Origin of the sequence: Nocardioides proteolyticus (assembly GCF_051280635.3) — a bacterium.
Lineage (GTDB): Bacteria > Actinomycetota > Actinomycetes > Propionibacteriales > Nocardioidaceae > Nocardioides.
This window is the reverse complement of sequence record NZ_JBNBPO030000001.1, coordinates 136,418-158,742: the sequence shown is the minus strand read 5'-3', so window position 1 is coordinate 158,742 and position 22,325 is coordinate 136,418. Positions and strand designations below refer to the sequence as shown.

The following is a 22,325-nucleotide window of genomic DNA, read 5'->3' as shown; positions in this document are numbered from 1 at the left end:
TGCGCACCAGTTTCCGCTAGCGCTCCTAACCTCTCGGTGTGGACCTGAGCGCACTGATCTTCGTCGCCCTCGCGGTGGCGTGGGCCGTCTACCTCGTCCCGAAGGCGCTCAAGCATCACGAGTACGACGACGTCAGCCGGTCCGTCGACGGGTTCTCCGACCGGCTCCGGGTCGTCGCCCGTCGCGAGGCCGTCTCCGCCACCGCGGCCGAGCTGGTGCCCGCCGGCCGCCGGCCGGAGCCGGCTGCCGACGCGAGCAGGCCGGACGAGCCAGCGCTCGACGCGGCCGCGGCGCCCACCCCTGCGCCGCGTCCGTCGCGTCCCTCGACCCGGACCGCCGCTGCCCGGACGGCGGCCGCCCGGGCCGCCGCACGGCGTCGCCGGGTGCTCACCGTGCTGCTCCTCGCGCTCGTCGTCGTCGGCGGCCTCGCCGTCGGCAAGGTGATCGCCGTGCCGTGGGTCGCCGTCCCGGGCGGCCTGCTGCTGGCGTGGCTGGTCGCCTGCCGGCTGATGGTGCGCCGTGAGCGGGCGGCCCGCGCCGCGGCACGGGTCCGGAAGCGGCGCCGTACGCTCGCGGACGAGGTGATCGCCGCCGAGGAGCAGGCGGCTGCCACCGACCGGGCCGACGACCTGGACGGCCTGGACGGCCTGGACGGCATGGACGACGACACGGGGGAGATCCCCGTCGTGGCCGCCGCCTCCGCCGACCGGGCCGAGGCCGCGCCCGACCCGGGCGCGTGGACGCCGGTGCCTGTCCCGCTGCCGACCTACGTCGCGAAGGAGGCGGCCGGCCGCACGGTCCGCACCATCGACCTCGACTCCACGGGAGTGTGGAGCTCCGGGCGCAACGAGGCCGACTCGCGGCTCGCCCGCGAGGCCGACGCCCAGCGGGCACAGGCCGACGCCGAGTCCGCGGCCGCCGACGTCGAGCGCCGCGCCGCCGGTTCCTGAGCGCGACGGGTACTCCGCGGCACACCGGGTAACGCGAGGTTGCCCGGCGCGCCCGTGCCGCCGGGACGCGCCGGGACCGTCTCGGCCGCACGACCTCGGAGGCTGATCAGCATGCCCGGAGAGAACACCGGCGACCAGCAGGAGCGCGCGCAGGGCCTGGGTGAGGCCGCCTACGGCGACGAGGGCGCGTCCGACCGGCTCGAGGACCGCCTCGACCAGCCGCAGGACCTCGAGCGGGAGGGCCAGCAGGAGAAGCAGCGGCAGGAGCAGGAGTACGGCGACTCGTCCGCCGCGGTGTCCTCCGACACCCAGTTCGCGGACCCCCGGAAGGGCAGTGACGGCGCCTCGTTCAGCGGGGACTCCTCGCAGGGCGACATCGCCCGCGGCGAGTCCACGGTCTTCGGCGAGCCCGGCCAGGGCGGCGAGACGTCGTACGGCGCCGACCAGGACGCCGAGCCGGCCCGGGACACCTACGGCGAGCCGCCGCAGACCCCCGACGAGGACCCCGACCGTGCGGAGACGTCGTACGGCGAGGACCAGGACGCGGCACCCTCCCGCGCGCCGTACGAGCAGGGTTGACGGCGTCGCGGACGCCGACCACTGGAGGGGGAGCCGGATTCGGACCTGCCCGCGGGCGGGTGCTACCGTTTCCCCTCGTTTGGGGCTGTGGCGCAGTTGGTAGCGCGTCTCGTTCGCAATGAGAAGGTCAGGGGTTCGAATCCCCTCAGCTCCACCGAGGACAGGGCTCGGCCGCGCACGGCGGTCGGGCCCTGTTGCATGCCGGGCGACGTCGGTGGCGAGCTCGGCCGCCACTAGAGTGCGCGGGTGGCAGCGAGTCGGATGCCGGCGTGGCTGCGTGTGGCCGCGGCGCTCTTCGCGGTCGGCTGGGGCGCCAACCAGTTCGCCGCGATGCTGCTGGTCTACCGCGAGGAGGACGGCGCCTCGGGGGAGGCCGTCACCGCGCTCTTCGGCGCGTATGCGCTGGGCCTGATCCCGGCGCTGCTGGTCGTCGCGCCGATCTCGGACCGGATCGGGCGGCGCAAGGTCATCCGACCGGTCCTGGTGCTCTCGGTCCTGGCGACGGCCGTGCTGATGGTCGGCGGTGACGACGCCGCGGTGCTGCTCCTCGGGCGGCTCGCCGCCGGTGTCGCGTCCGGCGCCGCGTTCGCTCCGGGCACCGCCTGGGTCAAGGAGCTGTCCACGGACGGCCCGCCCGGCACGGGCGCGCGTCGAGCGACGCTGGCGCTGTCGGCGGGGTTCGGCTCCGGCCCCCTCGTGGCGGGGGCCGTGGCCCAGTGGCTCCCTGCGCCGACGGTCCTTCCGTACGTCCCGCACCTGCTGCTCATGGTGCTCGTGCTCGCGGTCGCCTGGCACGCGCCGGAGGCGGACGTCGTACGGAGCCGGGACGAGACGCGGCGACGCTCGGAGGTGTGGCAGGCGATGAGGTCGCGGCGCTTCGCGATCGGCCTCACCCTGACGGCGCCGTGGGTGTTCGGGGCCGCGGCGACCGCGTTCGCGACCGTGCCGACCTTCGCCGAGATCGGGCTGGCACCGATCGCAGTGACGGGTGCGCTGTGTGGCCTGACTCTGTGGACCGGCGTCGCGGTGCAGCCGCTGGGCCGCCGCATCGGCGACCCGCGGCTGGTGATCACCGCCGGGCTGGGCGCCGCGGCAGCAGGGCTGGTCGCCGGTCTGCTGCTGGCGTCGACCGGCGCCGCGTGGCTGGTGCTGCCGGCGGCGATGCTGCTGGGCACGGCCTACGGCCTGATCCTCGTCGGCGGACTGACGACGGTCGAGGACCTGGCACACGCCGACGACCTGGGCACGCTCAACGCGGTGTTCTACAGCCTGACCTACCTCGGCTTCGCGGCCCCCCTGCTCAGCACGCTGGCTTTGCGGCAGCTGTCGCCCGAGGGCCTGATGCTGGTGGGCGTCGCGGTGCTGGCGGTGACCGCCCCGGTGACCCTGGCGACGCTCGCTCGCCCGGGCGGCCCACGTCGCGGGCGGCCGCGCCGACGGCACGACTGACCGAACCGCCGCCACGGCGGGACCTGGTCCGTCGCGGCGCCGCCGCAGGCCATCACCGCGAGGGCCGGACCATCCGCGGACCAAACCGTGGACCAAATCGGCGGCTCGACGGTATGCGCGGCGCGGGAACCTGTCACGGTTTCGCCAGTCGGCGTCTCGGGGGGGAGGTCACGCTCGGCTTGGCTTCTGCTCGAGGAGAAGACCCATGACCATCCCCCCGCTCCCGCTCCCGCTCTCCCGCTCCCACCGCAGGCCCGCCGGCTCTGCACCGGCCACGGTCGGCAGCAGACGGCCGAGATGGGCGGTCGTCTCCCTGGCCCTGCTCGTCGCGGTGACCGGGCTCGCAGCGTTCGCCGCACCGGCGACGGCCGCCCCGGTCTACAAGATCGAGGGCGAGTGGGAGAACGCCCCGGCGACCATCTCGCGGGGCAACCCGGTCGTGGCCGAGTGGCGGATCAACGTCAACGACAACGCCCCGGCGCCGTCCAACGACCCGGTCGACAACGTCACGGCGACGTTCACCGTCGACAAGGCGTTCTTCGACGGCATCCCGGACCTCTGCAAGAGGACCGGCGTCACTCCCGCGTCGAGCCTCGACGCGGACCGCACGACGCTGACCTGCAACTTCGGCACCGTCGACATGGGCACCGCACTCCTCCTCCAGACGCCCGTCGTCGCCAACGGCAACACCGGCGAGGAGATCGTGCTCGACGGCACCGGCCCGGACGGCGAGAACGTCGAGCTGCCGCCGATCCTGATCCGCAACCCCTTCGTGATGGACATGCAGTTCGCCGGCACCTCGAACTACAACGGCGCATGGGACGACGTCCGCAACCCCAGCTACGTCGACGTCCCGTTCAACTGGTCGCTGCGGCTGGGCAACGGCTCCGACCCGGGTCCCAACACCGTCAGCTACCGGCTGAGCCTCGTCGACGTGAACGGCAACCCCGTCGTGCTCGGCACCCACCCGACCGGCGTCGGCCTGGCGAAGAACTACGGCGTCCAGGGCTGCACCGAGCACGACCTCGGCAACGCCGAGGGACACCCGTACTCCACGGTGCCCTCGAACCCGCGCCACACCAACTTCGTCGACTCCTGCACGCTGGCCCCGGTGGCCGGCCAGCCGGGCGTGTTCACGCTGACGCTGACCGGGGTCAACTACGACCTCGTCAACGCACCGACGCACGACTCGTTCGGCAACCCGCTCCCGGCGAACTGGGACTACGTGGCCGCGGGCCAGATGTGGGTCCGCGTCCTCACCGACCAGGCAGGGTCGGTCCGGCTCACCTCGAACGCGCCGACGTACACCGCGCCCACCGGGCAGACCACCACCGACCTCGCCGGCAACAACGCCGCGAGCAAGACCTACGTCCTGCCCGGCGGGTTCAGTGCCGCCTACCTGCGTCACTACACCAACAACGGCGGCGACCGGTGGGACGACACCTACCGGGTGTCCACGGGCACGACGGTGTGGACCTACGTGGCCAACCACCTCAGCGCCGACAGCGTGCCGGCGACCGCGCGGTACGGCGTGTGCCAGGTCCTCGACACCCAGTACGTCGACTTCAACCCCACGGCCGAGCGGCCGATCGAGTACTGGGTCAGCCTGGAGAACCAGGCCGGCCGGCAGCTCGACGGCCCGCCGACGGGCGCGGTGGTCGAGTACTACACCGGCGGCGTCGGTGACCCCAACACCTTCAACTGCGGCAACGGCACCTGGTCGACCACCCAGCCGGCGAACCCGGCCACGGTGACGGCGGTCCGGATGACCTACCCCCACTCGTCGTACGCGGCGGAGGACGCGATCGGCATCCAGTTCCGGGTGCCCACGAGGATCCAGGACAACGCGTCGATCGGGCAGGACATCTGGACGTTCGGCTCCTACCTGCGCAACGGCACCTGGGTCACGCCGGCGGACGTGCCGCCGGGCATCACGCCGACGCCGGGGGAGCGGTACCCGTACACCAACGCCCGTCGCGACGTGCTCTGGGTGGTGCTCGCGACGCCCGCGATCCGCAAAGCGTCGGCGCAGAACACCGTGACGCCGGGCGTGCCCGCCCAGTTCACGCTGACCTACTCGGCGAACGGCACCGGGACGATCCCGCCCACCGTGGACGACTACGTCATCCGCGACACCCTTCCTGTGGGGATGACCTACGTGGCGGGCTCCGCGTCGCCGGAGCCGGTGATCTCGATGAACGGCCAGCGCCAGGTGCTGACCTGGACGCTGGACGACGTGGCGACCAACACGCAGCACCCGCTGGTCTACGAGGCGGTCGCCGACGACACCATCGCGCCGGGCACCCAGCTGACGAACACGGCCGTGTCCAGCCTCGCCGGTGAGGAGTCGGCTCCGGCGAGCAAGACGGTGACGACCACCGCCAACGGCTACACCGTGATCTCCAAGACCGCGGACACGCCGTACATCCCCAACCTGGACGGCTCGGGCGACGGCGAGGGCGTGTGGTCAGTGACGCTGCGCTCCTTCGACCCGCTGCCGCAGGCGTTCACGGACACCATCGACATCCTGCCGTTCGAGGGTGATGCCCGCGGCACGGACTTCGAGGGCGACTACTCCCTGGTGGGAGTGGAGCCGGTGGCCGGATCGCAGGTGTTCTACACCACCGCGGACCCGGCGACGCTGTCGGACGACCCGGCCGACCCGATGAACGGGGCGCCCAACAACCCCGTCGGCAACACGGTCGGCTGGACGCCGGTCTTCACCCCGGACGCCACCGCGGTCCGGGTGATCGGGCCCCGGCTCGACCCCGGTGCGACCCAGCAGTTCAAGGTGCGGATCGCCACCGACGGCGCCGACCCGCGCGACCTCTACGTCAACCGGGCCCAGGCGCGCACCGGCCACACCCGGCTCGAGATGCGCACGTCGGAGCCGATGTCCGTCGCGTACTACTACTCGGCGGCGCTGAAGAAGTACGTGCAGGACAACCGGGGCAACTGGCGCGACGCCCAGGACCTGGCCGACTACCCGGCGTTCCGCTACGGCGACACGGTGCGCTATCGGATCGTCGTGGAGAACACCGGTCAGGGCACGATCACCAACCTGGACGTCAGCGACGACCAGCAGCCCGCGCTGGGGAACTTCCACATCGACGAGCTCGCACCCGGTGAGACCGAGTCCCACGAGTTCGAGTTCGTCCTCGACGAGTCGACCGACGGGACGGTGGTCAACACTGCGTGCGCCGACGCCGACATCCCCGCCGACTCGCAGGTGCCGCCGACGATCAACTGCGACCCCGCAGGGTTCGAGGTGGCCAACTACACCACCGTGAAGTCCGCCAACCCGGATTCGGGTTCGCCGGTCAAGTCGGGTCAGCGCATCCGCTACACCGTGCTGGTCACCCAGCAGGGCAGCGCGCCCGCCGAGGCGGAGTTCACCGACGACCTGACCAAGGTGCTCGACGACGCCAGCTACAACAAGGACATCAGGGCCAGCATCGGCACCGTCCGCTACCGGCGTGGTCAGATCGCCTGGAACGGCACCATCCCGGTCGGTGAGGTCGCCCGGATCACCTACTCGGTCACCGTGCGGGACGTGGCGCGACTCGGCAACCGCAGGCTGGTGAACCCGGTCACCTCGCCCGGCTGCGAGGTCAGGGACGGGCGGACCGTGAACTGCCGGACCGACCACCGAGCTCCTCGGTTCGACCTGGTGCTGGACAAGCGAGTGATCGGGAGCTCGCAGGTCCTGGTCGGCGGGACGGTGAAGTACCGGCTGCGGGTGACCAACCGCGGCCCGGACGTCGCACCCGCCCCGCTGAAGGTCGTCGACCGGCTGCCGCGTGGCCTGCAGCTGCAGTCGGCAAGGGGCCGCGGCTGGGACTGCACGGTCCACAAGCGGACGGACCGGGTCTCCTGCAGCCTGGACCGCGACCTCGGCGCCAAGCGGAACGCTCCGCCGGTGTACGTGATCGCCAAGACGACCCGGGCCGCGCTCGCACGCCGCGTCGTCAACACGGCGCGGGTGGCCTGCACCGGCGAGGCGAGGTGCACCAACAACCCCGATGTCGCCGGCATCCGCGTCCGGCGCGTGCCGCCGCTGCCGTCGACCGGCTTCCGGGTGAAGCCGGGCTGGTGGCGCTGAGATGACGCGGCGGGGACGGCTCGCGTGGCGGTTGGGCGCCGTCCTCGCCGCCGGGATCGTGCTGGGCGCCGCACTCGCGGCGCCCGGCACGGCGCGGGGCGGCGGCAGCCCGGTCGACGCCTCGCTCGAGCAGGTGGCCTCCCGTGCCGGTCTGTGCCGCCCGGTCGGGCACGCCTTCCGGCCGGCCGCGATCACGATCCCCGGGGTCGTCGGCCGGACCCGCGTCCTGGCCCGCGGCCGGGACCGCTGGGGGTCGCCGCTGCCTCCGCCGCTCACCGCGCGCGGCAAGTGGCAGCTCGCCTGGGACAACGCCTCCACCCGCGCCGGCGGTCGCCGCGGCGTCGGCCGGCTCACCGCGCACACCTACCCCTGGAGTGCGGGGCGTGCCCTGGGCAACCGGCTGCTCAGCCAGCTGCACCGCGGCGAGCGGCTCGTCGTCCACGGGCCACGTGGCGAACGGCTCTGCTACCGCGTGGTGAAGCGCGTGCGGGTCCGCGCCGGACGACCGACGCCCGGCTACTACTCCTCCAGCGGTGCCGGCCGGCTGGCCATCCTGGTCTGCTCGGGCAAGCGGCGTGGTCCCGGCGACTGGAGCCACCGGACGATCTGGTACGCCGTGCCCGTGCGCTGAGCCGTCCCCAGCCCCGCCGAAAGTAAAGAACCTGCGGATTTCGCTGCGCCGCGCCCGGTGCCGTGCCTGAATACTTGCGGGAGCACTCGTGCGCAGGTGGATGACGGTGCTGGACGAAGGTCCAACGCCAATCTCGAAGGTCCGCTGGGGGTAGGCGAAGGGACAGCTCAATGGCATCGGTTTCTCGGGCCGACGCGCTCATCCGCAGGACCGCGGCCGACCGGATCGCGCTGCCTGCCAAGGTGGAGCCGGCGGTGCGGATCGCGCCGTACACCGGCACTCCGGACGTGCCCGGCCTGGTTCGCGGCCGGCTCAACCGTCGCCTCGACCAGGTCACCCGGTCCCGGATCACCGTGGTCGTCGGCCCCGCCGGCGTCGGCAAGACCACGGCGGTCGCGCACTGGGCGAAGACGGTCCGGCGTGAGGTCGTGTGGTGGCGGGCGCGGGTCGAGCCCTGCCATCCCCACGAGCAGGCCATCCGCGGTCTCGCCCAGGCCCTCCACCCGCTCCGGCCCGGGCCGCCCCGGCCCACTTCCCGCGACGCGCTCCTCGACCGCCTCCAGCAGTACGACGGCGCGCCGGTGGTCGTGATCGACGACTTCCACCACGTCGACACCCCCGACGTGGCGCGCCTGCTCGAGGACCTGGTCGACGCCAGCGACGTGCGCCTGGTGGTGATCTCGCGCACCGAGCCCGGGCTCAACCTGGCCCGGTCCGAGCTGCCCAGCGCGATGCTCGACATGAACGACCTGCGGTTCCGTGAGCCGGAGACGACCCAGCTCTTCTCCTCGGTGTACGACGAGCCGCTGCACGATGATGACGCCTGGCACCTGACCCACCGGACCGCCGGGTTCGCGGCTGCGCTGCACCTGTTCCACCAGACCACGCGCGGGGTCCGTGACCGGCGGCGGCGCCAGCTGCTGCGGGACTTCCCGACCGGTGCCACGCTGGCGACGGACTACGTCGCGCGGGTGGTGCTCGACGGCCTCGACGAGTCCGAGCTCCGCCTGCTCCGGATCACCTCCCCCTTCGAGACGCTGACCCCGGCACGGTGCAGCGACGTGCTCGACGAGGACGGCGTGCCGTCGTTCCGCGACCTCGTCCGGCGCGGCCTGCTGCGGCAGGGCCCGGCCGGCCACGGCCTGCCCCGGTTCGTCCGGCGCCAGCTCCTCGACGAGCTCCGCGACGAGCTCGGTGCGGCGCAGTTCGCCGCCCACGTGCGTCGCTGCGCCGATCGGATGGTGGCCGAGGGCGAGGCGGGACCGGCCGTCCGGGCCTACGTGTCGGTCGGCGACTGGGCGGCCGCGAGCGTGGTGCTCGACGGCGCCGGTCCCACCGTGCTCGCCGACCCCGACCTGGAGTGGACCGACGCGCCCTGCGTCGAGGAGGCCTGGCGTCGTCTGGGCCGTGCGGTGCGGGAGGTCCGCGCCGGCCGCCTGGAGCGCGCGCTGGCCGAGCTGGGCGCGGATCCCGTGGGCGCGACCGCTGCGCTGAGGGACATGGACGCCCGCCTCCGGCGGTTCGTCCGGGTGTGGGTCGACGGTGACCTCACGGCGGGAGCGGAGTGGTTCGAACGGTTGCGCGCGAGCCTGCACCGCCCCGACCCGCGTCGCTACGCCGCCGACCCGCCGGAGGGCCGCGACGACAGCGGACGGCGTCTGCTGCAGGCGGTCGAGAGCGCCGTCGCCGGCGACTTCGTCGCTGCCCGGCGCGCCGTCGACACCCGTGCCAGCGACGATCTCGCCACGCTGTGGCTCGCCGGAGCGTCGGCACTCGCCGGCACCCCGGTCGCCGTCGACCGGGTCGTCGACGAGGCCGAGCTGCGAGGCGTGCCGTGGATGGCGAGGATCGTCCACGGCATCGCCGAGCCGGAGAGCCTGCCCCACCTGCTCGCCCAGGCGGACCGGGCGGGCGACCGCTGGGGAGCGCTGCTGCTCGCCGGGGCGAGGGCGGTGCTGGGCCTGCGCGGCGGTGCTCCGTCCACGGACGCCTTCGACGACCTGGTCGCGCGCTGCCGCTCGGTCGGCGCCCCGGCCCTCGAGGCCTGGGCCCGCAGCGGGTCGGCGCTGGCGGCGGCCTGCACGGGCTCCCTCGAGGCCGAGCGGGAGGCCGACCTCGCGGTCGCCTTCGCCCACGCCGCGCAGGTCCCGGGCGCGCTGGCGGTCGCGTGGGGCGTCCTCGGCCGGCTGCGGGGGGATGCCGGCCTGCTGACCGATGCGGTGACGGAGGCGGAGCGGATCGGCCTGGGCTGCCGCCCCTGGGAGTGGATCGCCGACCCGTCGCAGCCGAGCGGGGCCGCCGTCGTCGCAGAGCGTCCCCTGCCGCTCGAGGTGCGGTGCTTCGACGGGTTCGACATTTCGATCGACGGTCACCCGCCGCGCCTGGCGGGCGTCCGGCCGCGGGCGCGTGCGCTGCTGCGCATGCTCGCCCTCCACGCCGGCACGCCCGTGCACCGGGAGCTGCTCGTCAACGCGATGTGGCCCCAGCTCGACGCGAGCGCCGGCACCCACAACCTCCACGTCTGCGTCTCCAGCCTCCGGACGGCCCTGGAGCCGGGGGTCGCCCGCGGGGCGAGCCGTCTGCTCCTCCGGGACGGCGACCGCTACTGCCTGGCCCTGCCGGCGGGCTCCGCCGCCGACCTCCGCGACTTCGACGCGGCGACCCGGGAGGCCGAGGAGTGCCGCACCCGGGGGGACGTGGAGCGCTCGGCGGCGGCCCTGGAGCGGGCGCTCCTCCTCTACCGCGGCGACGTGCTGCCGGAGGACGGGCCCTCGGAGTGGGTGGTGGGGGTCCGCGACCGCTACCGGGTGCGTGCCGCGGAGGCGGCTGCCCTGCTCGCCGAGCTCCGGCTCGCCGCGGGACGTGCGGAGGAGGGGGCGGTCGCCGCCCAGCGGAGCATCGACATCGAACCGTGCCGGGACGGTTCCTGGCGGCTGCTGATCAAGGCCTACGAGGCTGGTCAGGACCTGGCAGCGGCCGAGCGCGCCCGGCAGTCCTACGCCGCGGTGCTGGCGTCGCTCGGCGTCGTGGAGTCGACGGCCGAGCTGGTCCGCACCGGACGCCCCTGACGCGGTGCGAGCGGGCCGTCGGTCGGCCCGTCACTCGCGAGGCGGGCGGGGCACCGACTGCTCGCCGCCGAGCAGCGCGGAGATGTCACACCGGCTCGGCTGCGGGGCGTCCGGCGGGGAGCCCGGTGTCCGGCACCGGACGACGAGGCGGACGTCCTCCTGCCCGACGATCGGCGAGACGAAGTGGAAGTCCAGGTCGCGGAAGTTCTCCAGCGCGACGTCGAGCTGCACCTCCCCGTCGACGAGCAGCTGCGCCCTCCCCACGTCGCCCTGCGGGTTGCTCAGCACGACGTCGGTCACCCGGTAGACGCCGTCCTCCGGGACGGCGATCTCCGCCGTGCCGGTGGTGCCCTGGAGCGGCCGCGCGTTGAGCCGGGTGAACTCGTCGGTGACGATCTGCCGCGCAGGCCTGCGGCGCTCCTCGCCCGTGGCGTCGCTGACCTGCTCGGCGGAGCGCTCCGCGTCGGTGGCCGCTCCGTTGGCGGACTCGGCGTTCTGCTTCGCGGCCTCGGCGGCCTCCTTCGCCTCCGCCGCCGGTTCCTCGACCGCCTCCTCGGCGGCCTCCTTGGCCTGCGACTCGATGGTCGGCTTGAGCAGCGTGAACCACAGCGCCACCAGCGCGCCGGCGAGGAGCAGCAGCCCCAGCAGCAGCCACATCAGCCACTTGGGCACGACGGGCGTCTGCACATAGCTGCCGTCGAGCTCGACCGGGGTGCTGTGCTCGGGCGCCACCTCCACCACGAACGGGTGGGTCACCGGCTGGCCCCGCCAGATCGCACGCCGGGACTTCGCCCGGATCTTGGTGAACCGGGCCTCGCCCGGCGGCACGACCAGCCCGACGGGGTCCACCCGCAGCTGCAGCCGATCACCGTCGGAGTGCGCCCGCACCAGCACGTTGACCGGCACGTTGCCGCGATTGTCGACGGCGACCTGGTGGCGGCCGCGGCGGCCCTGGGAGGTCCGCGGCACCAGCTCCGCCGTCGTCTCGAGGAACGGCAGGATCTCGACGACCCCCTCGGGCACCACGGCGTCGTGCGGGTTGTCGCGCGGGGTGACCACCACGCCGAACCGCTGCTCGCCCGCGGGCGTGCGTGCCGACCGAGGCGGCCGGAAGGTGACCGTGGCGGTGGTGGTCGTGCCCGGGTACAGCGAGACCTGCGCCGGCTCGACCGTCGCCCACGCGCCGGGGACGCCGACGACGGTGATGTCGTAGCCCTCCACCACCGACCCGTTGTTCCGGATCTGGAGCGGGATCACGGCCTCGGCGCCCGGGTCGAGCTGGACGGCCGTGGACTCGAGGCTGGCAGTCGTCGTCACGCGCGTCACGCTAGGTCGGTCGGCCCCCGCCCAGACCCGTCGTACGGGTGGACTTCCGGGCAACCGGACCTGCCCGTAGAGCCCGCGTTGAGTGCACGCGGAGTGCCTCCTGATCTGCTCGCCCGGACCGCATCCCCCTCCAGCGGTCCTTGCCCCCAGGGAGTGACCAGCAGCCATGAACCGTCAGATCCGTGTCCACGTCCACGCTGTCGACCCGATCCTCCGGGCCGGAGTCGTCAGCCACCTCCGCCCCCGTCCCGAGGTCCGGATCGTCTCGCAGGACGAGGCCGGCGAGGCGTCGGTCGCCGTCGTCGTCGCCGACCGGGTCGACGAGGGGACCCTCCACCTGCTGCGCAAGCTGCATCGCGACTGCGGCGGCTCCCGCACCGTGCTGGTGGTCGGTCAGCTCGACGACAGCGACCTGGTCGCCGTCGTGGAGACCGGCGTCGTCGGTGTGCTCCGCCGCCCCGACGCGAGCGCGGACCGCCTCGTCGGCACGATCCTCGCCGCCTCCCGCAACGAGGGCACGGTGCCCCCCGACCTCCTCGGTCGCCTGCTCGACCAGGTCGGCGCCCTCCAACGCGGTGTGCTGGGTCCGCGCGGCATCGCCTTCAACGGCCTGGCCGCCCGGGAGATCGAGGTTCTCAAGCTCGTCGCCGACGGCTGCGACACCAGCGAGATCGCCACCCAGCTGGCCTACTCGGAGCGGACGGTGAAGAACGTCCTGCACGACGTGACCACCCGGCTCCAGCTGCGCAACCGGTCGCACGCCGTCGCCTACGCCCTGCGCGAGGGGCTCATCTGAGGTGCCCGATCAGGCGCCCGGCGCCACCCGATCGCCTGCCCGCGGCCGCGCCGCCGCGTGCTCCGGTGCGTACGACGATCGACGGATCCCGAGAAGGAGACGACTGGTGAAGCGGTACCGCGTCCCCACGGTGGCACTCGCCCTAGCGGTGTCGTCGGTTCTCGCGCTGCCCGGGCCGTCCTCGGACGGCAGTCCCGGCCGGCCGCCGGCCGACCGGCCAGCGGAGGCGGTGGCTGCGGTGTCCGCGGGGGAGGCGGGGGCGGCGGCACCCCTGCCGGCGGACACCCGGGTGGGCTTCACCGACGAGCAGGACTCCCTCTACGGCGCTCGGGTCACCCGGTCGGAGACCGGCGGGGAGTTTCCGGTCCCGCGCTACGACATGACGGGACAGGTCGGCCGAGCGGGGCCGTTCACCACCGTCACCGGCTTCGCCGCCGAGCCGGTGCACGAGGCGGAGCTCTCCATGGCGCACGACGGCGACTCGACCGCCTACGTGAGCACCCGCGACCACCCGCGGGGCGAGGTCTACCTCGACTACCCGCACGACGGCTCGACGGCGCAGGTCCGCGTCACCTGCGACGAGTTCGTGGAGGCGCATCCGGTGGTGGACGGACGCCACGTGTTCTTCGCCTCCGACGCCGACGGCGACTGGGACATCTGGCTGGCGACGGGGCCCCCGCCGCCCGGCCCGCCGGCCCGCCCCGCACCCGGCTGGGCGTCGGACCCCGCCGACGACCGGAGCCGCGCACACCGGGCCGCGGCCGCGTCCGAGCCCTGCTCCAAGGACTGGACCTTCCTGAACCTGACCGGGCCGGGCGAGGACGACCAGCAGGACCAGTGGCCCACGGTCACGCCCGACTTCCCGGAGGGGGAGGGCACCGGCGAGTTGGTCTTCTCCCGCTCGACGGACCAGGACCTCGCCGACCTGTGGGTGGTCCGGTACGACGACGGCGACTGGTTCGAGCCGGAGGTGCTGGTCGAGACCCCCGACGAGGCGGAGACCCATCCCCGCATCGTCCGCGTCGCCGGCGAGGACTCCGGCACCGAGGAGTGGATCGTCCACACCTCGACCCATGCCCGGGACGACGGCTCGCTCGCCCTGCGCCGGCTGTCCGACCCGGAGACCCGGGTCGACCCGTGGGCGGGAGGACCCCGCCAGCAGAGCTCGGAGGCCGCCTGGGACGGCAGCGCGGGGCGCCCGGTCATCGCGTTCCGGAGCACCGGTCCACAGGAGGATCGGGACCCGCTGGGCGGGATCTGGCTCGCCGAGCTCACCTGGCGCTTCACCGGGTCGGAGGAGCCTCCGGAGCTCACCTTCACGACCGTCACCCGGGTCGCCGACGACCGCCGGGTGGCCGAGAGCCATCCGGCCTTCCTCGGGAGGTTCTGCTGTGGCGAGACGCCGGACATCGACCTGGTCTTCACCGCACGCGCCCTCCGGGGACCCCACGAGGAGACCACGCGGCTCGTGGACGGCGACGTGAGCGACGCGCTCGCGGCCGACGGGTCCGATCGCCGGGTGGTCGTGGACGCGCGCACCTCGGTCGAGTCCCGGCCGTTCCGCCACCACGAGACCGCGCCGTCGTACACGCGCGACGGGAGGCGGATGGTCTACGCCAGGAGCGACTACACCCGGGCGTCGGGCAGCGAGGGGTTCGGTGAGGAGCTCGTCGTGGCCAACGCCGACGGGACCGATCCCCAGCCGCTGGGCGATCTCACCGACCACCGCCGCGACGACGTCGACTCCGACCCGGAGTGGTCGCCGGACGGCCGGCGGATCGCCTTCGTCCGCCATCGGCCCAACGAGTTCCGCCGCGTGTTCGTCTACGACGTCCAGGCCAGGAGCCTGGTGCGGATCACGCCCACCGGCAACGGCTCAGGCGTCGAGCCGCTGGAGGACGCCGACCCGAGCTGGTCGCCCGACGGAAGGCGCCTCGTGGTGGCTCGCACCATCGTCGACTACTACGAGTTCCACTCCCAGGAGCTGTGGGCCGTCCCGGCGGACGGCGCCGGCGCCGGTGGCCCCGTGGCGTGGATGTGCGAGGGCCCCTGCCCGGTGGAGGGGCGGCGACCGGCGTGGTCCCCGGACGGGAGCCGGATCGTCTACGAGCACCACGGCGACCTGCTGATGCTGGACATCGAGGGCGACACCCCTGACGGAGGCCTCACCGTGGCGGAGCCGGAGGTGCTCGTGGGTCTGGACTACTGGGACGGCGAGACCCGGCCCACCGAGGCCCGCTACGTCGTCGAGGCGGGGGACGACCCGGCGTGGGCGCCGGACGGGTCGGAGATCGCCTTCGCGGGTCAGCCGGTCGGCCAGCCGGACCAGCGGGGCATCTGGGCCATCGAGCCCGACGGCAGCGGGCTGCGGAGCGTGACCGACGAGCGCGGCCCCGAGACCGAGCCCGCCTACCGGCCGGGGCGTCCGGCCGCGACGCCGACCGCCGACGTCCTCGTCCGGGTCCGCCTCGACGAGCCGGTGGGCTACGCCGGTGGCCGGCGCACCGCGACCGTCGTCGTGCGCAACCGAGGCCTGAGGGTCGCGCAGGCCGTCACCCTTCGGGCCGTCTGGCCCGACCACCTGACGCCGGCGGTGCCGCCGCCGGCGCCTCCCGCGCCGGCGACGCCGGAGTGCCTGGCCGCCGGGGACCCGTGCGCCCTGGGCAGCCTCGCGCCCGGCGCCGTCATCCGCTACGACGTGCTGCTGGCGACGCCGGCGGAGGGCAGCGGGCGGATCGTGGCGCGGGTCTCGACCACCACCCGGGACGTGGTGCCGGCCAACAACCGAGCGGCCGTCACGCTGCCCGTGCTGCAGCCGACGATCCGGCTGGTGCCGGCTGTGGCTCGACCCGGGCAGGTGGTGATGGCGTACGCGGAGAACATGCCCCCCGGCACCTCGGTCGGGCTCCGCTGGAGCGAGGGCACGGTGCCCGAGCCCGGGACCCTGACCGTCGCCGAGGACGGCACCGCGCGGACCTCCATCCTGTTCGTGCGGCGCGACCAGCTGGGCGAGCGCATCCTCACCGCCACCAGCACGACCGACGAGTTCGCACCCGTCGACGGCGAGATCCTGGTGACGCTCCGGTCCATGTCCCCGCCGGACCTGGTGGGCCGCGGATGAGGGGGCGGCGATGATCTCCCAGGTCGACGAGGCGCTGCGCGACATCGTGCGCAGCGACGCCGTCGACGGTGAGATCGACGTGGTGTTCGACGCGCCCACCAAGGACTGGGCCGCGCGCCGCAACGCGCCGACGGTGAATCTCTACCTCTACGACATCCGCGAGGACCTGAAGGGTCGGGCCGCGGGGTTCGTCGAGCACGTCGAGCCGGACACCGGCGCGGTCGTCTCCCGGGCCCCGGCTCCCCGGTTCTTCAAGCTGAGCTACCTGGTGACCGCGTGGACGCAGCGACCCGAGGACGAGCACCGCCTGCTGGACGCGCTGCTCCGCGCCTTCCTCAGGTACGACGCGCTGCCGGACCACCTGGTGGTGGGTCCGCTCGCCGAGCCGGGGGAGGCGGTCAAGCTCACCGTCGGGCTCCCGCCACCCGAGGACCGCGCCTTCGCGGACGTGTGGTCGGCGCTGGGCGGCGAGCTCAAGCCGTCGCTCGACCTCGTCGTCGTGGCACCGGTGTGGACCGGTCGGGTCTACCCCGCCGGCCCACCCGTCGAGGAGGGCATCGTGATCGAGGCACACGACACCGTGCACGGCGGGAGCGAGCGCCATCAGCGGCACGTGCCGGCGCCCGCCGCCGAGGCGCCGGCACCGGTCCCGGTCGGCCGGCCCCGGGCGCGCAGGCGGACCAGCGGATGACCTCGCACAGCCTGGCCCAGGTGCTGGGCCGACTCGCCGTGGTGGAGGAGCGGGTGCGGACCCTGGTGGCCGCCCGGCGCCGGGACGACCCCAACCCCGACGACCCCTTCCGCGGGCTCTACCTGGACGACGTCGCGATCGACCGGCTCCTCGCGGGTCCGCGGAGCCCGGTCCACTGGCCGCCGCAGGAACGCGCGACCGCGGTCGAGAGTGCCGCGGACGAGGCCGAGGACTCCGGAGTCGCCCTCCGGCTCCGCGACGTCGCCGCCAACTTCGGGCTCGACCCGGTCGACGTCGACCTGCTGCTCGTCGGCATCGCCGCCGATGTCGACCCCAGGTTCGAGGCACTCTTCGGCTACCTCAACGACGACGTCAGCCGCCGGCGGCCCTCCGTCGCGGTCGCCCTGGAGCTGGCCGGCGTCCCGCTCGGCACGCCGGAAGGCTACGAGCACCTCCTGCACGGCCCGCTCGTCCGCGGCGGCCTCGTCGAGTTGGAAGGGGGAGACCGGCCGTTCGGGGGTCGGGCCCTCCGCGTGCCCGACCGGGTCGTGGCCTACCTGCTGGGCGACGACGCTCCCGACACCGAGCTCGCCGCGGTCCTCACCGACGTCCCGGACGTGCCGTGGGGCGACCCCGCCCCGCTCGCCCGCGCCTTCGAGGACGGCGTGCCGCTGGTCTACCTGCGTGAGCCGGCGACCGGCTCGGGCAGGGTGCTCGCGACCGAGGCGCTCCGGCTCACCGGGCACCGGGCCCTCCACGTGGACCTCGACCGGCTGCTCGCCCAGCCGGATCCCGAGCGGCTGGCCCGGGTCGCGGCGCGGGAGGCCCGGCTGTCCGACGCGGGTCTCGTCGCCGGCCCGGTCACCGCCCTGGAGCAGCGACCGGCGCTGGTGGGCCACCTGCTGGCGGAGCCGCGACCACTGGTGTTCGTCGGCTCGCGGGTGTGGGACCCGGCCTGGTCCGGGCACGCGGTGGCGCAGCTCAGCGTGCCGGAGAGCACGACGGCCGAGCGGCGGGAGCTGTGGCGCTTCGCCCTCGCCGGTGCGGGTGTCGGGTCCGACGTCCTCGCTGCCACCGAGCAGTTCCGGCTGCGGCCGGAGGACGTCGTACGCGCGGCGCGGACCGCCCAGCTGCAGGCCTCCCTGTCCGGTCGGGGGGTCTCCGCCGACCACGTCGCAGCGGGCGCGCGGGCCGAGAACGGATCGGCGCTGGACCGGCTCGCCCGCCGCGTGCAGCCGGCCGTGTCGTGGGCCGACCTCGTCGTGCCGCCCGCGGTGCTGACCTCGCTGACCGAGGTCGCGCTCCGCGCCCGCCACCGCGAGCAGGTGCTCGGCGAGTGGCGGATGCGACCGGGCGGCGGCCGCGGGATCGGCGTCGCGGCACTCTTCGCGGGCGACTCCGGGACCGGCAAGACCATGGCCACCGAGGTGATCGCGCACGACCTCGGCCTGGAGCTGTACGTCGTCGACCTGGCCACCGTCGTGGACAAGTACATCGGCGAGACCGAGAAGAACCTGGAGCGGATCTTCACGGCCGCGGCCGGCGTGAACGCGGTGCTGCTCTTCGACGAGGCCGACGCGGTGTTCGGCAAGCGGTCGGAGGTGCGGGACGCCCACGACCGCTACGCCAACGTCGAGAGCGCCTACCTGCTGCAGCGGATGGAGTCCTTCGACGGCCTGATCATCCTCGCGACCAACCTCCGCGCGAACATCGACGAGGCCTTCACCCGCCGGCTCGACGTCGTCGTGGAGTTCCCGGTGCCCGACGAGAGCGGGCGCCGGTCGCTGTGGGACGCGTGCCTCGGGCGCGCGGTCCGCCGCGGCGACGACATCGACCTGGACTTCCTCGCGAAGTCGTTCGAGCTGGCCGGAGGCTCGATCCGCTCGTCGGCAGTGACGGCGGCGTACCTGGCGGCCGCGGACGCGGGCGTGATCGGCATGCGGCACCTGGTGCTGGCCGTGCACCGCGAGTACCGCAAGCTCGGCCGGCTGTGCCTGGAGTCGGAGTTCGGCCCGTACTGGCCGTTGCTGAGGGAGACCGCCTGACCTCGGTGCCCGAACGGGCAGCCACCGCTGCCCAGCCGGCCCGTGAGGCGGTGCTGGCCCCGGCGACCGCGCGGGAGCAGCGTGGGGGAAGGCCGACGACCGGAGGATCCCATGCACCAGCACGACCACGAGCGCCCCGACCTGGAGACCGCGGACCCGTCGCGTCCGAAGGTGGACGCGCCGGACCCGCTGCTGGTGAGGGCCGCCCTCGCTGGACGGCCCGACGTCCTCGGCAGCGGCGGCATGCTCGGCCTGCAGCGCAGCGCCGGCAACGCCGCCGCACGTGGCGTCGTCGAGGAGACGCCGTCGGTGCAGGACGTGGTGTCCGGCAGCGGTTCGCCGCTCCCCACGGAGGTGCGTGGCGACATGGAGGCCCGCATGGGCCAGGACTTCAGCGACGTCCGCGTCCACACCGGGGACGCCGCCGACGCCTCCGCGCGGTCGGTGAGCGCCCACGCCTATACCGTCGGCTCCAACATCGTCTTCCAGCGCGGCGCCTACGACCCGGGGTCGGCCGCCGGCCAGACGATGCTCGCCCACGAGCTCACCCACGTCGTGCAGCAGCGCAACGGGCCGGTCGACGGCACCCCGATCGGCGGCGGCCTGTCGGTCAGCGACCCCTCCGACCGGTTCGAGCGCGAGGCCGTCTCGAACGCCGAGGCGGTGATGGCGGCCCCCGCACCGGTCCAGCGGCACGCCGAGCACGAGGAGGTCCAGGCCTCGCACGACCACAGCCTCGGGCCCGTACAGCGCGAGGCGGCCCCGGAAGAGGAGGAGCTCCAGGCCGCGCACGACGACAGCCTCGGGCCCGTGCAGCGCCAGGAGGCCGCCGAGGAGGAAGAGGAGCTCCCGACCTGAGGGGTGGCCCCGCCGATGACCACCGCCAGGGAGCAGGCTCCCGCCCCGGAGCAGCGTGACCGGCAGGCACCCGCGAGCGGCGCCGGGCCGTCGGCTCCACGTGCGGTCGGGCAGGTGCTGGCGCTCCAGCGCGCCGCCGGCAACCGGGCGGTGGCCGCGGCCGTCCAGCGCTCCCGTACGACGCCGCCCGGCGTCGTACGACCGGAGGTCGCGGGGCCGGGGGTCGCGGGGCCGGGGGTCGCGGGGCCGGGGGTCGCGGAGCCGGTGCCGGCCGCAGCGGCGGCTCCGGTGGTCCAGCGCACCGGCCTCCTCGACGACATCGCGGACGCGGCCGGGGGAGTGCGGGACACGATCCTGCGGAGCGTCCGCGACCGGGCCCGCGGATTCCCCGGCTACTCGCTGCTCGCCGTCGTGCTGGGCAAGGATCCGATCACCGACGCCCCGGTCGAGCGCACCGGCGCGGCGCTGATCAACGGGTTCCTCGACATCGTCCCGGGCTCTGACCGGATCCGCCGACCGCTCGAGGAGTCCCGCGCTGTGGAGCGGGCGGGAGCCTGGCTCGACCAGGAGGTGCCGAAGCTCGGTCTGACGTTCGACTACGTCAAGGGACTGGTGGACCGGGTCCTCGCCACGCTCGACGCCTCCGACCTCCTCGACATCCCCGGCGCCATCGCCCGGGTGATGCGTGTCTTCAGCGAGCCGCTCCAGCGGCTCCGCTCGTTCGCCTCGGGCGCGGTGCGGACCCTGATGGAGTTCATCGTCGAGGGCGCCATGGCGCTCGCCGGCGGCGCGGGCGGTCAGGTGATGGGCATCATCCGCCGGGCCGGTGGGGCCTTCGACCGGATCGTCGCGGATCCGATGGGCTTCCTCGCCAACCTCGTCGCTGCAGCGAAGGGCGGCTTCCTCGCGTTCGGGGCCAACATCGGGACGCACCTGCGCAACGGGCTGATCTCGTGGCTGACGGGCGCCCTCGGGGGCGTCCTGCGGATCCCCGCGAGGCTCGACCTCCCCGGTGTCCTGGGGATGGCGATGGACTTCCTCGGCCTCACCTGGCAGCGGGTGCGCGGCCGGCTCACCCGGTTGATCCCCGAGCCCGTCCTCAACCGGCTGGAGCAGGGGGCGGGCCTCGTCGCCGACCTCCACCGGCGCGGGCTCGCCGCGATCACCGACCGGATCGCAGAGCTCACCGGCGGCATCGTCGACACGGTGCTCGGCGGCATCCGCGAGTGGGTGACCAACAACGTCGTCACGCAGGCGATCACCCGGATCGTGTCGATGTTCAACCCGGCCGGGGCGATCGTGCAGGCCGCGATCGCCATCTACAACACCGTGCAGTTCTTCATCGAGCGTGGCCGCCAGATCGCCGCGCTGGGGGAGGCGATCTTCGACTCGATCGAGGCGATCGCGTCGGGCTCCATCGGGGGCGCGGTGCAGCGGGTCGAGCAGGCGCTCGGCCGCGCCGTACCGGTGCTGCTCGGCTTCCTCTCCCGGCTGCTCGGCATCGGCGACATCGCCACGCCGGTGCGCAACATCATGCAGCGCGTCCACACCGTCATCGACGGGGCGATCGACCGGGTGCTCGGCTGGGTCGGTGGCATCGGCCGTCGCGCCGCGGCCGCGCTCGGCCTCGGCCGGGGGGCCGGCGCCGCGGCGGGTGACCGGAGCCTCTCCGCGGCCGTCCGCGAGGGCGAGCAGCTGCTGCGCCGCCCGGGGGCGACGCCGGAGTCGGTGCGCGGCGAGCTCGGCGGACTGCGCCAGCGGCACGGGCTCCGGTCCGCCGGCATGGTCGCGGGCGCCGCGGCGGGGACGTTCAAGATCCACGTGCAGCGCAACCGGGCCGAGACGCCGCCGGTGCCGTTGGGCACCGACGTGCGGGCCCTCGTCGAGCGTGCCCGCCAGCTCGTCGGCCAGCGCTTCATCGTCCGGAGCACCGGCCGCAACGCGACGGTGCTCAGCGCCGACCTGCACGAGCGCCCGGGCGTGCGGCACGGGTTCGTGGTGCTGAGGTACGACGTGCAGCGCACCATCGGCGGGACCAGCCGCACCAACGAGCCCCGGGTCACCTTCGAGGTCTCCCGCTTCCTGGACAACGTGGCCAACGGCGGCCCCGACCTGGTCCCCGGCGGAGGCACCGCGGGCCAGACGAAGTACACCCTGGACGGCCGGCTCCTGCGCGACGAGTACCGCGCCGACATCCGGGGCTGGTTCTACGGCAGCGGCTACCAGCGCCACCGCGGCGCGCTCGAGAGGGAGGCCAGGCATGCCGACGGACCGACCTTCACCTGCCCGGGCTGGTCGCGGTCCCGCGACCCGGCCCGCCGCGGCCCGCACCGGGCGAACGTGGCCGGCTCCCAGGTCGACCACCGCGGCTCGGTGGCCCAGCACTGGGAGGACGTCGGGCACCGCTGCTCCCACCAGGAGCGCGTCCGCTGGAACGAGGACATCTCGAACCTGCAGCTGCTGTGCGGACCCTGCAACTCGGAGAAGGGCTCCGCCGACGACCAGGGACGCCGGGCGCGGTTCCGGACCGAGGTGCAGCTGCCCGGCTTCAGCGGACCCGACGGTGAGTCCTGAGCTCGACCGCGGGCCTGACCGGCGGGCGGCGTACGGCGAGTGCCTGATCGGGCAGCAGACCCTTCCTGACCGGGCGGCCTGAGGGACCTGCCGGGTGAACCCGGAGGTGACGACGCTGTACGCACGTCAATCGCT

The 22,325-nt window shown here is 74.2% G+C and carries 13 protein-coding genes and 1 tRNA gene; 13 read left to right on the top strand and 1 reads right to left on the bottom strand.

Features of this window, described 5'->3' with window-relative positions:
* The first annotated feature begins 38 nt into the window (after positions 1–38).
* The 7 genes from sepX (at position 39) to ACPOLA_RS00740 (ending at position 10,779) form a co-directional block, all read left to right on the top strand.
* Positions 39–950: a divisome protein SepX/GlpR gene (sepX, locus tag ACPOLA_RS00770; protein WP_435768438.1), complete on the top strand. Its 912-nt coding sequence runs from the start codon at positions 39–41 to the stop codon at positions 948–950.
* A gap of 111 nt (positions 951–1,061) precedes the next feature.
* Complete coding sequence (locus ACPOLA_RS00765; protein ID WP_435768437.1) at positions 1,062–1,529, top strand: hypothetical protein; 468 nt, start codon at positions 1,062–1,064, stop codon at positions 1,527–1,529.
* 81 nt (positions 1,530–1,610) lie between these two features.
* Positions 1,611–1,683, top strand: a tRNA-Ala gene (locus ACPOLA_RS00760).
* Between the two features lie 92 nt (positions 1,684–1,775).
* Positions 1,776–2,978: an MFS transporter gene (locus tag ACPOLA_RS00755; RefSeq protein ID WP_435768436.1), complete on the top strand. Its 1,203-nt coding sequence runs from the start codon at positions 1,776–1,778 to the stop codon at positions 2,976–2,978.
* Between the two features lie 205 nt (positions 2,979–3,183).
* Positions 3,184–7,080, top strand: a complete 3,897-nt coding sequence (locus ACPOLA_RS00750; RefSeq protein WP_435768435.1) for a DUF7927 domain-containing protein — start codon at positions 3,184–3,186, stop codon at positions 7,078–7,080.
* A 1-nt stretch (position 7,081) separates the two neighbouring features.
* On the top strand, positions 7,082–7,711 hold the full coding sequence (locus ACPOLA_RS00745) for a sortase family protein (protein WP_435768434.1): 630 nt from the start codon (positions 7,082–7,084) through the stop codon (positions 7,709–7,711).
* A gap of 170 nt (positions 7,712–7,881) precedes the next feature.
* A complete protein-coding gene (locus ACPOLA_RS00740) occupies positions 7,882–10,779 on the top strand; it encodes an AfsR/SARP family transcriptional regulator (RefSeq protein WP_435768433.1) in 2,898 nt (965 codons plus the stop codon).
* Positions 10,780–10,809: 30 nt separating this feature from the next.
* Here the strand turns inward: ACPOLA_RS00740 and ACPOLA_RS00735 are convergent, their stop codons facing one another.
* Positions 10,810–12,096, bottom strand: coding sequence for a COG1470 family protein (locus tag ACPOLA_RS00735; protein WP_435768432.1), 1,287 nt, complete (start codon positions 12,094–12,096; stop codon positions 10,810–10,812).
* A gap of 175 nt (positions 12,097–12,271) precedes the next feature.
* Between ACPOLA_RS00735 and ACPOLA_RS00730 the strand changes: the two genes are divergently transcribed.
* From ACPOLA_RS00730 to ACPOLA_RS00705, 6 genes are all read left to right on the top strand, one after another.
* The gene (locus tag ACPOLA_RS00730) at positions 12,272–12,901 is read left to right on the top strand and encodes a helix-turn-helix transcriptional regulator (RefSeq protein ID WP_435768431.1); all 630 of its coding nucleotides are present in this window, start codon (positions 12,272–12,274) and stop codon (positions 12,899–12,901) included.
* Between the two features lie 106 nt (positions 12,902–13,007).
* Entirely contained in the window at positions 13,008–16,022 is a 3,015-nt protein-coding gene (locus tag ACPOLA_RS00725; RefSeq protein ID WP_435768430.1) for a hypothetical protein, read from the top strand.
* Between the two features lie 10 nt (positions 16,023–16,032).
* Positions 16,033–16,713 carry a Pvc16 family protein gene (locus tag ACPOLA_RS00720; RefSeq protein WP_435768429.1) on the top strand — a complete coding sequence of 227 codons (681 nt, stop codon included), beginning with the start codon at positions 16,033–16,035 and terminating at the stop codon, positions 16,711–16,713.
* A complete protein-coding gene (locus ACPOLA_RS00715; RefSeq protein WP_435768428.1) occupies positions 16,710–18,758 on the top strand; it encodes an ATP-binding protein in 2,049 nt (682 codons plus the stop codon). The genes ACPOLA_RS00720 and ACPOLA_RS00715 overlap by 4 nt, the downstream gene beginning before the upstream one ends.
* A gap of 111 nt (positions 18,759–18,869) precedes the next feature.
* The gene (locus ACPOLA_RS00710) at positions 18,870–19,616 is read left to right on the top strand and encodes an eCIS core domain-containing protein (protein ID WP_435768427.1); all 747 of its coding nucleotides are present in this window, start codon (positions 18,870–18,872) and stop codon (positions 19,614–19,616) included.
* Positions 19,617–19,631: 15 nt separating this feature from the next.
* The gene (locus ACPOLA_RS00705) at positions 19,632–22,190 is read left to right on the top strand and encodes a phage tail protein (protein ID WP_435768426.1); all 2,559 of its coding nucleotides are present in this window, start codon (positions 19,632–19,634) and stop codon (positions 22,188–22,190) included.
* Positions 22,191–22,325: the final 135 nt, after the last annotated feature.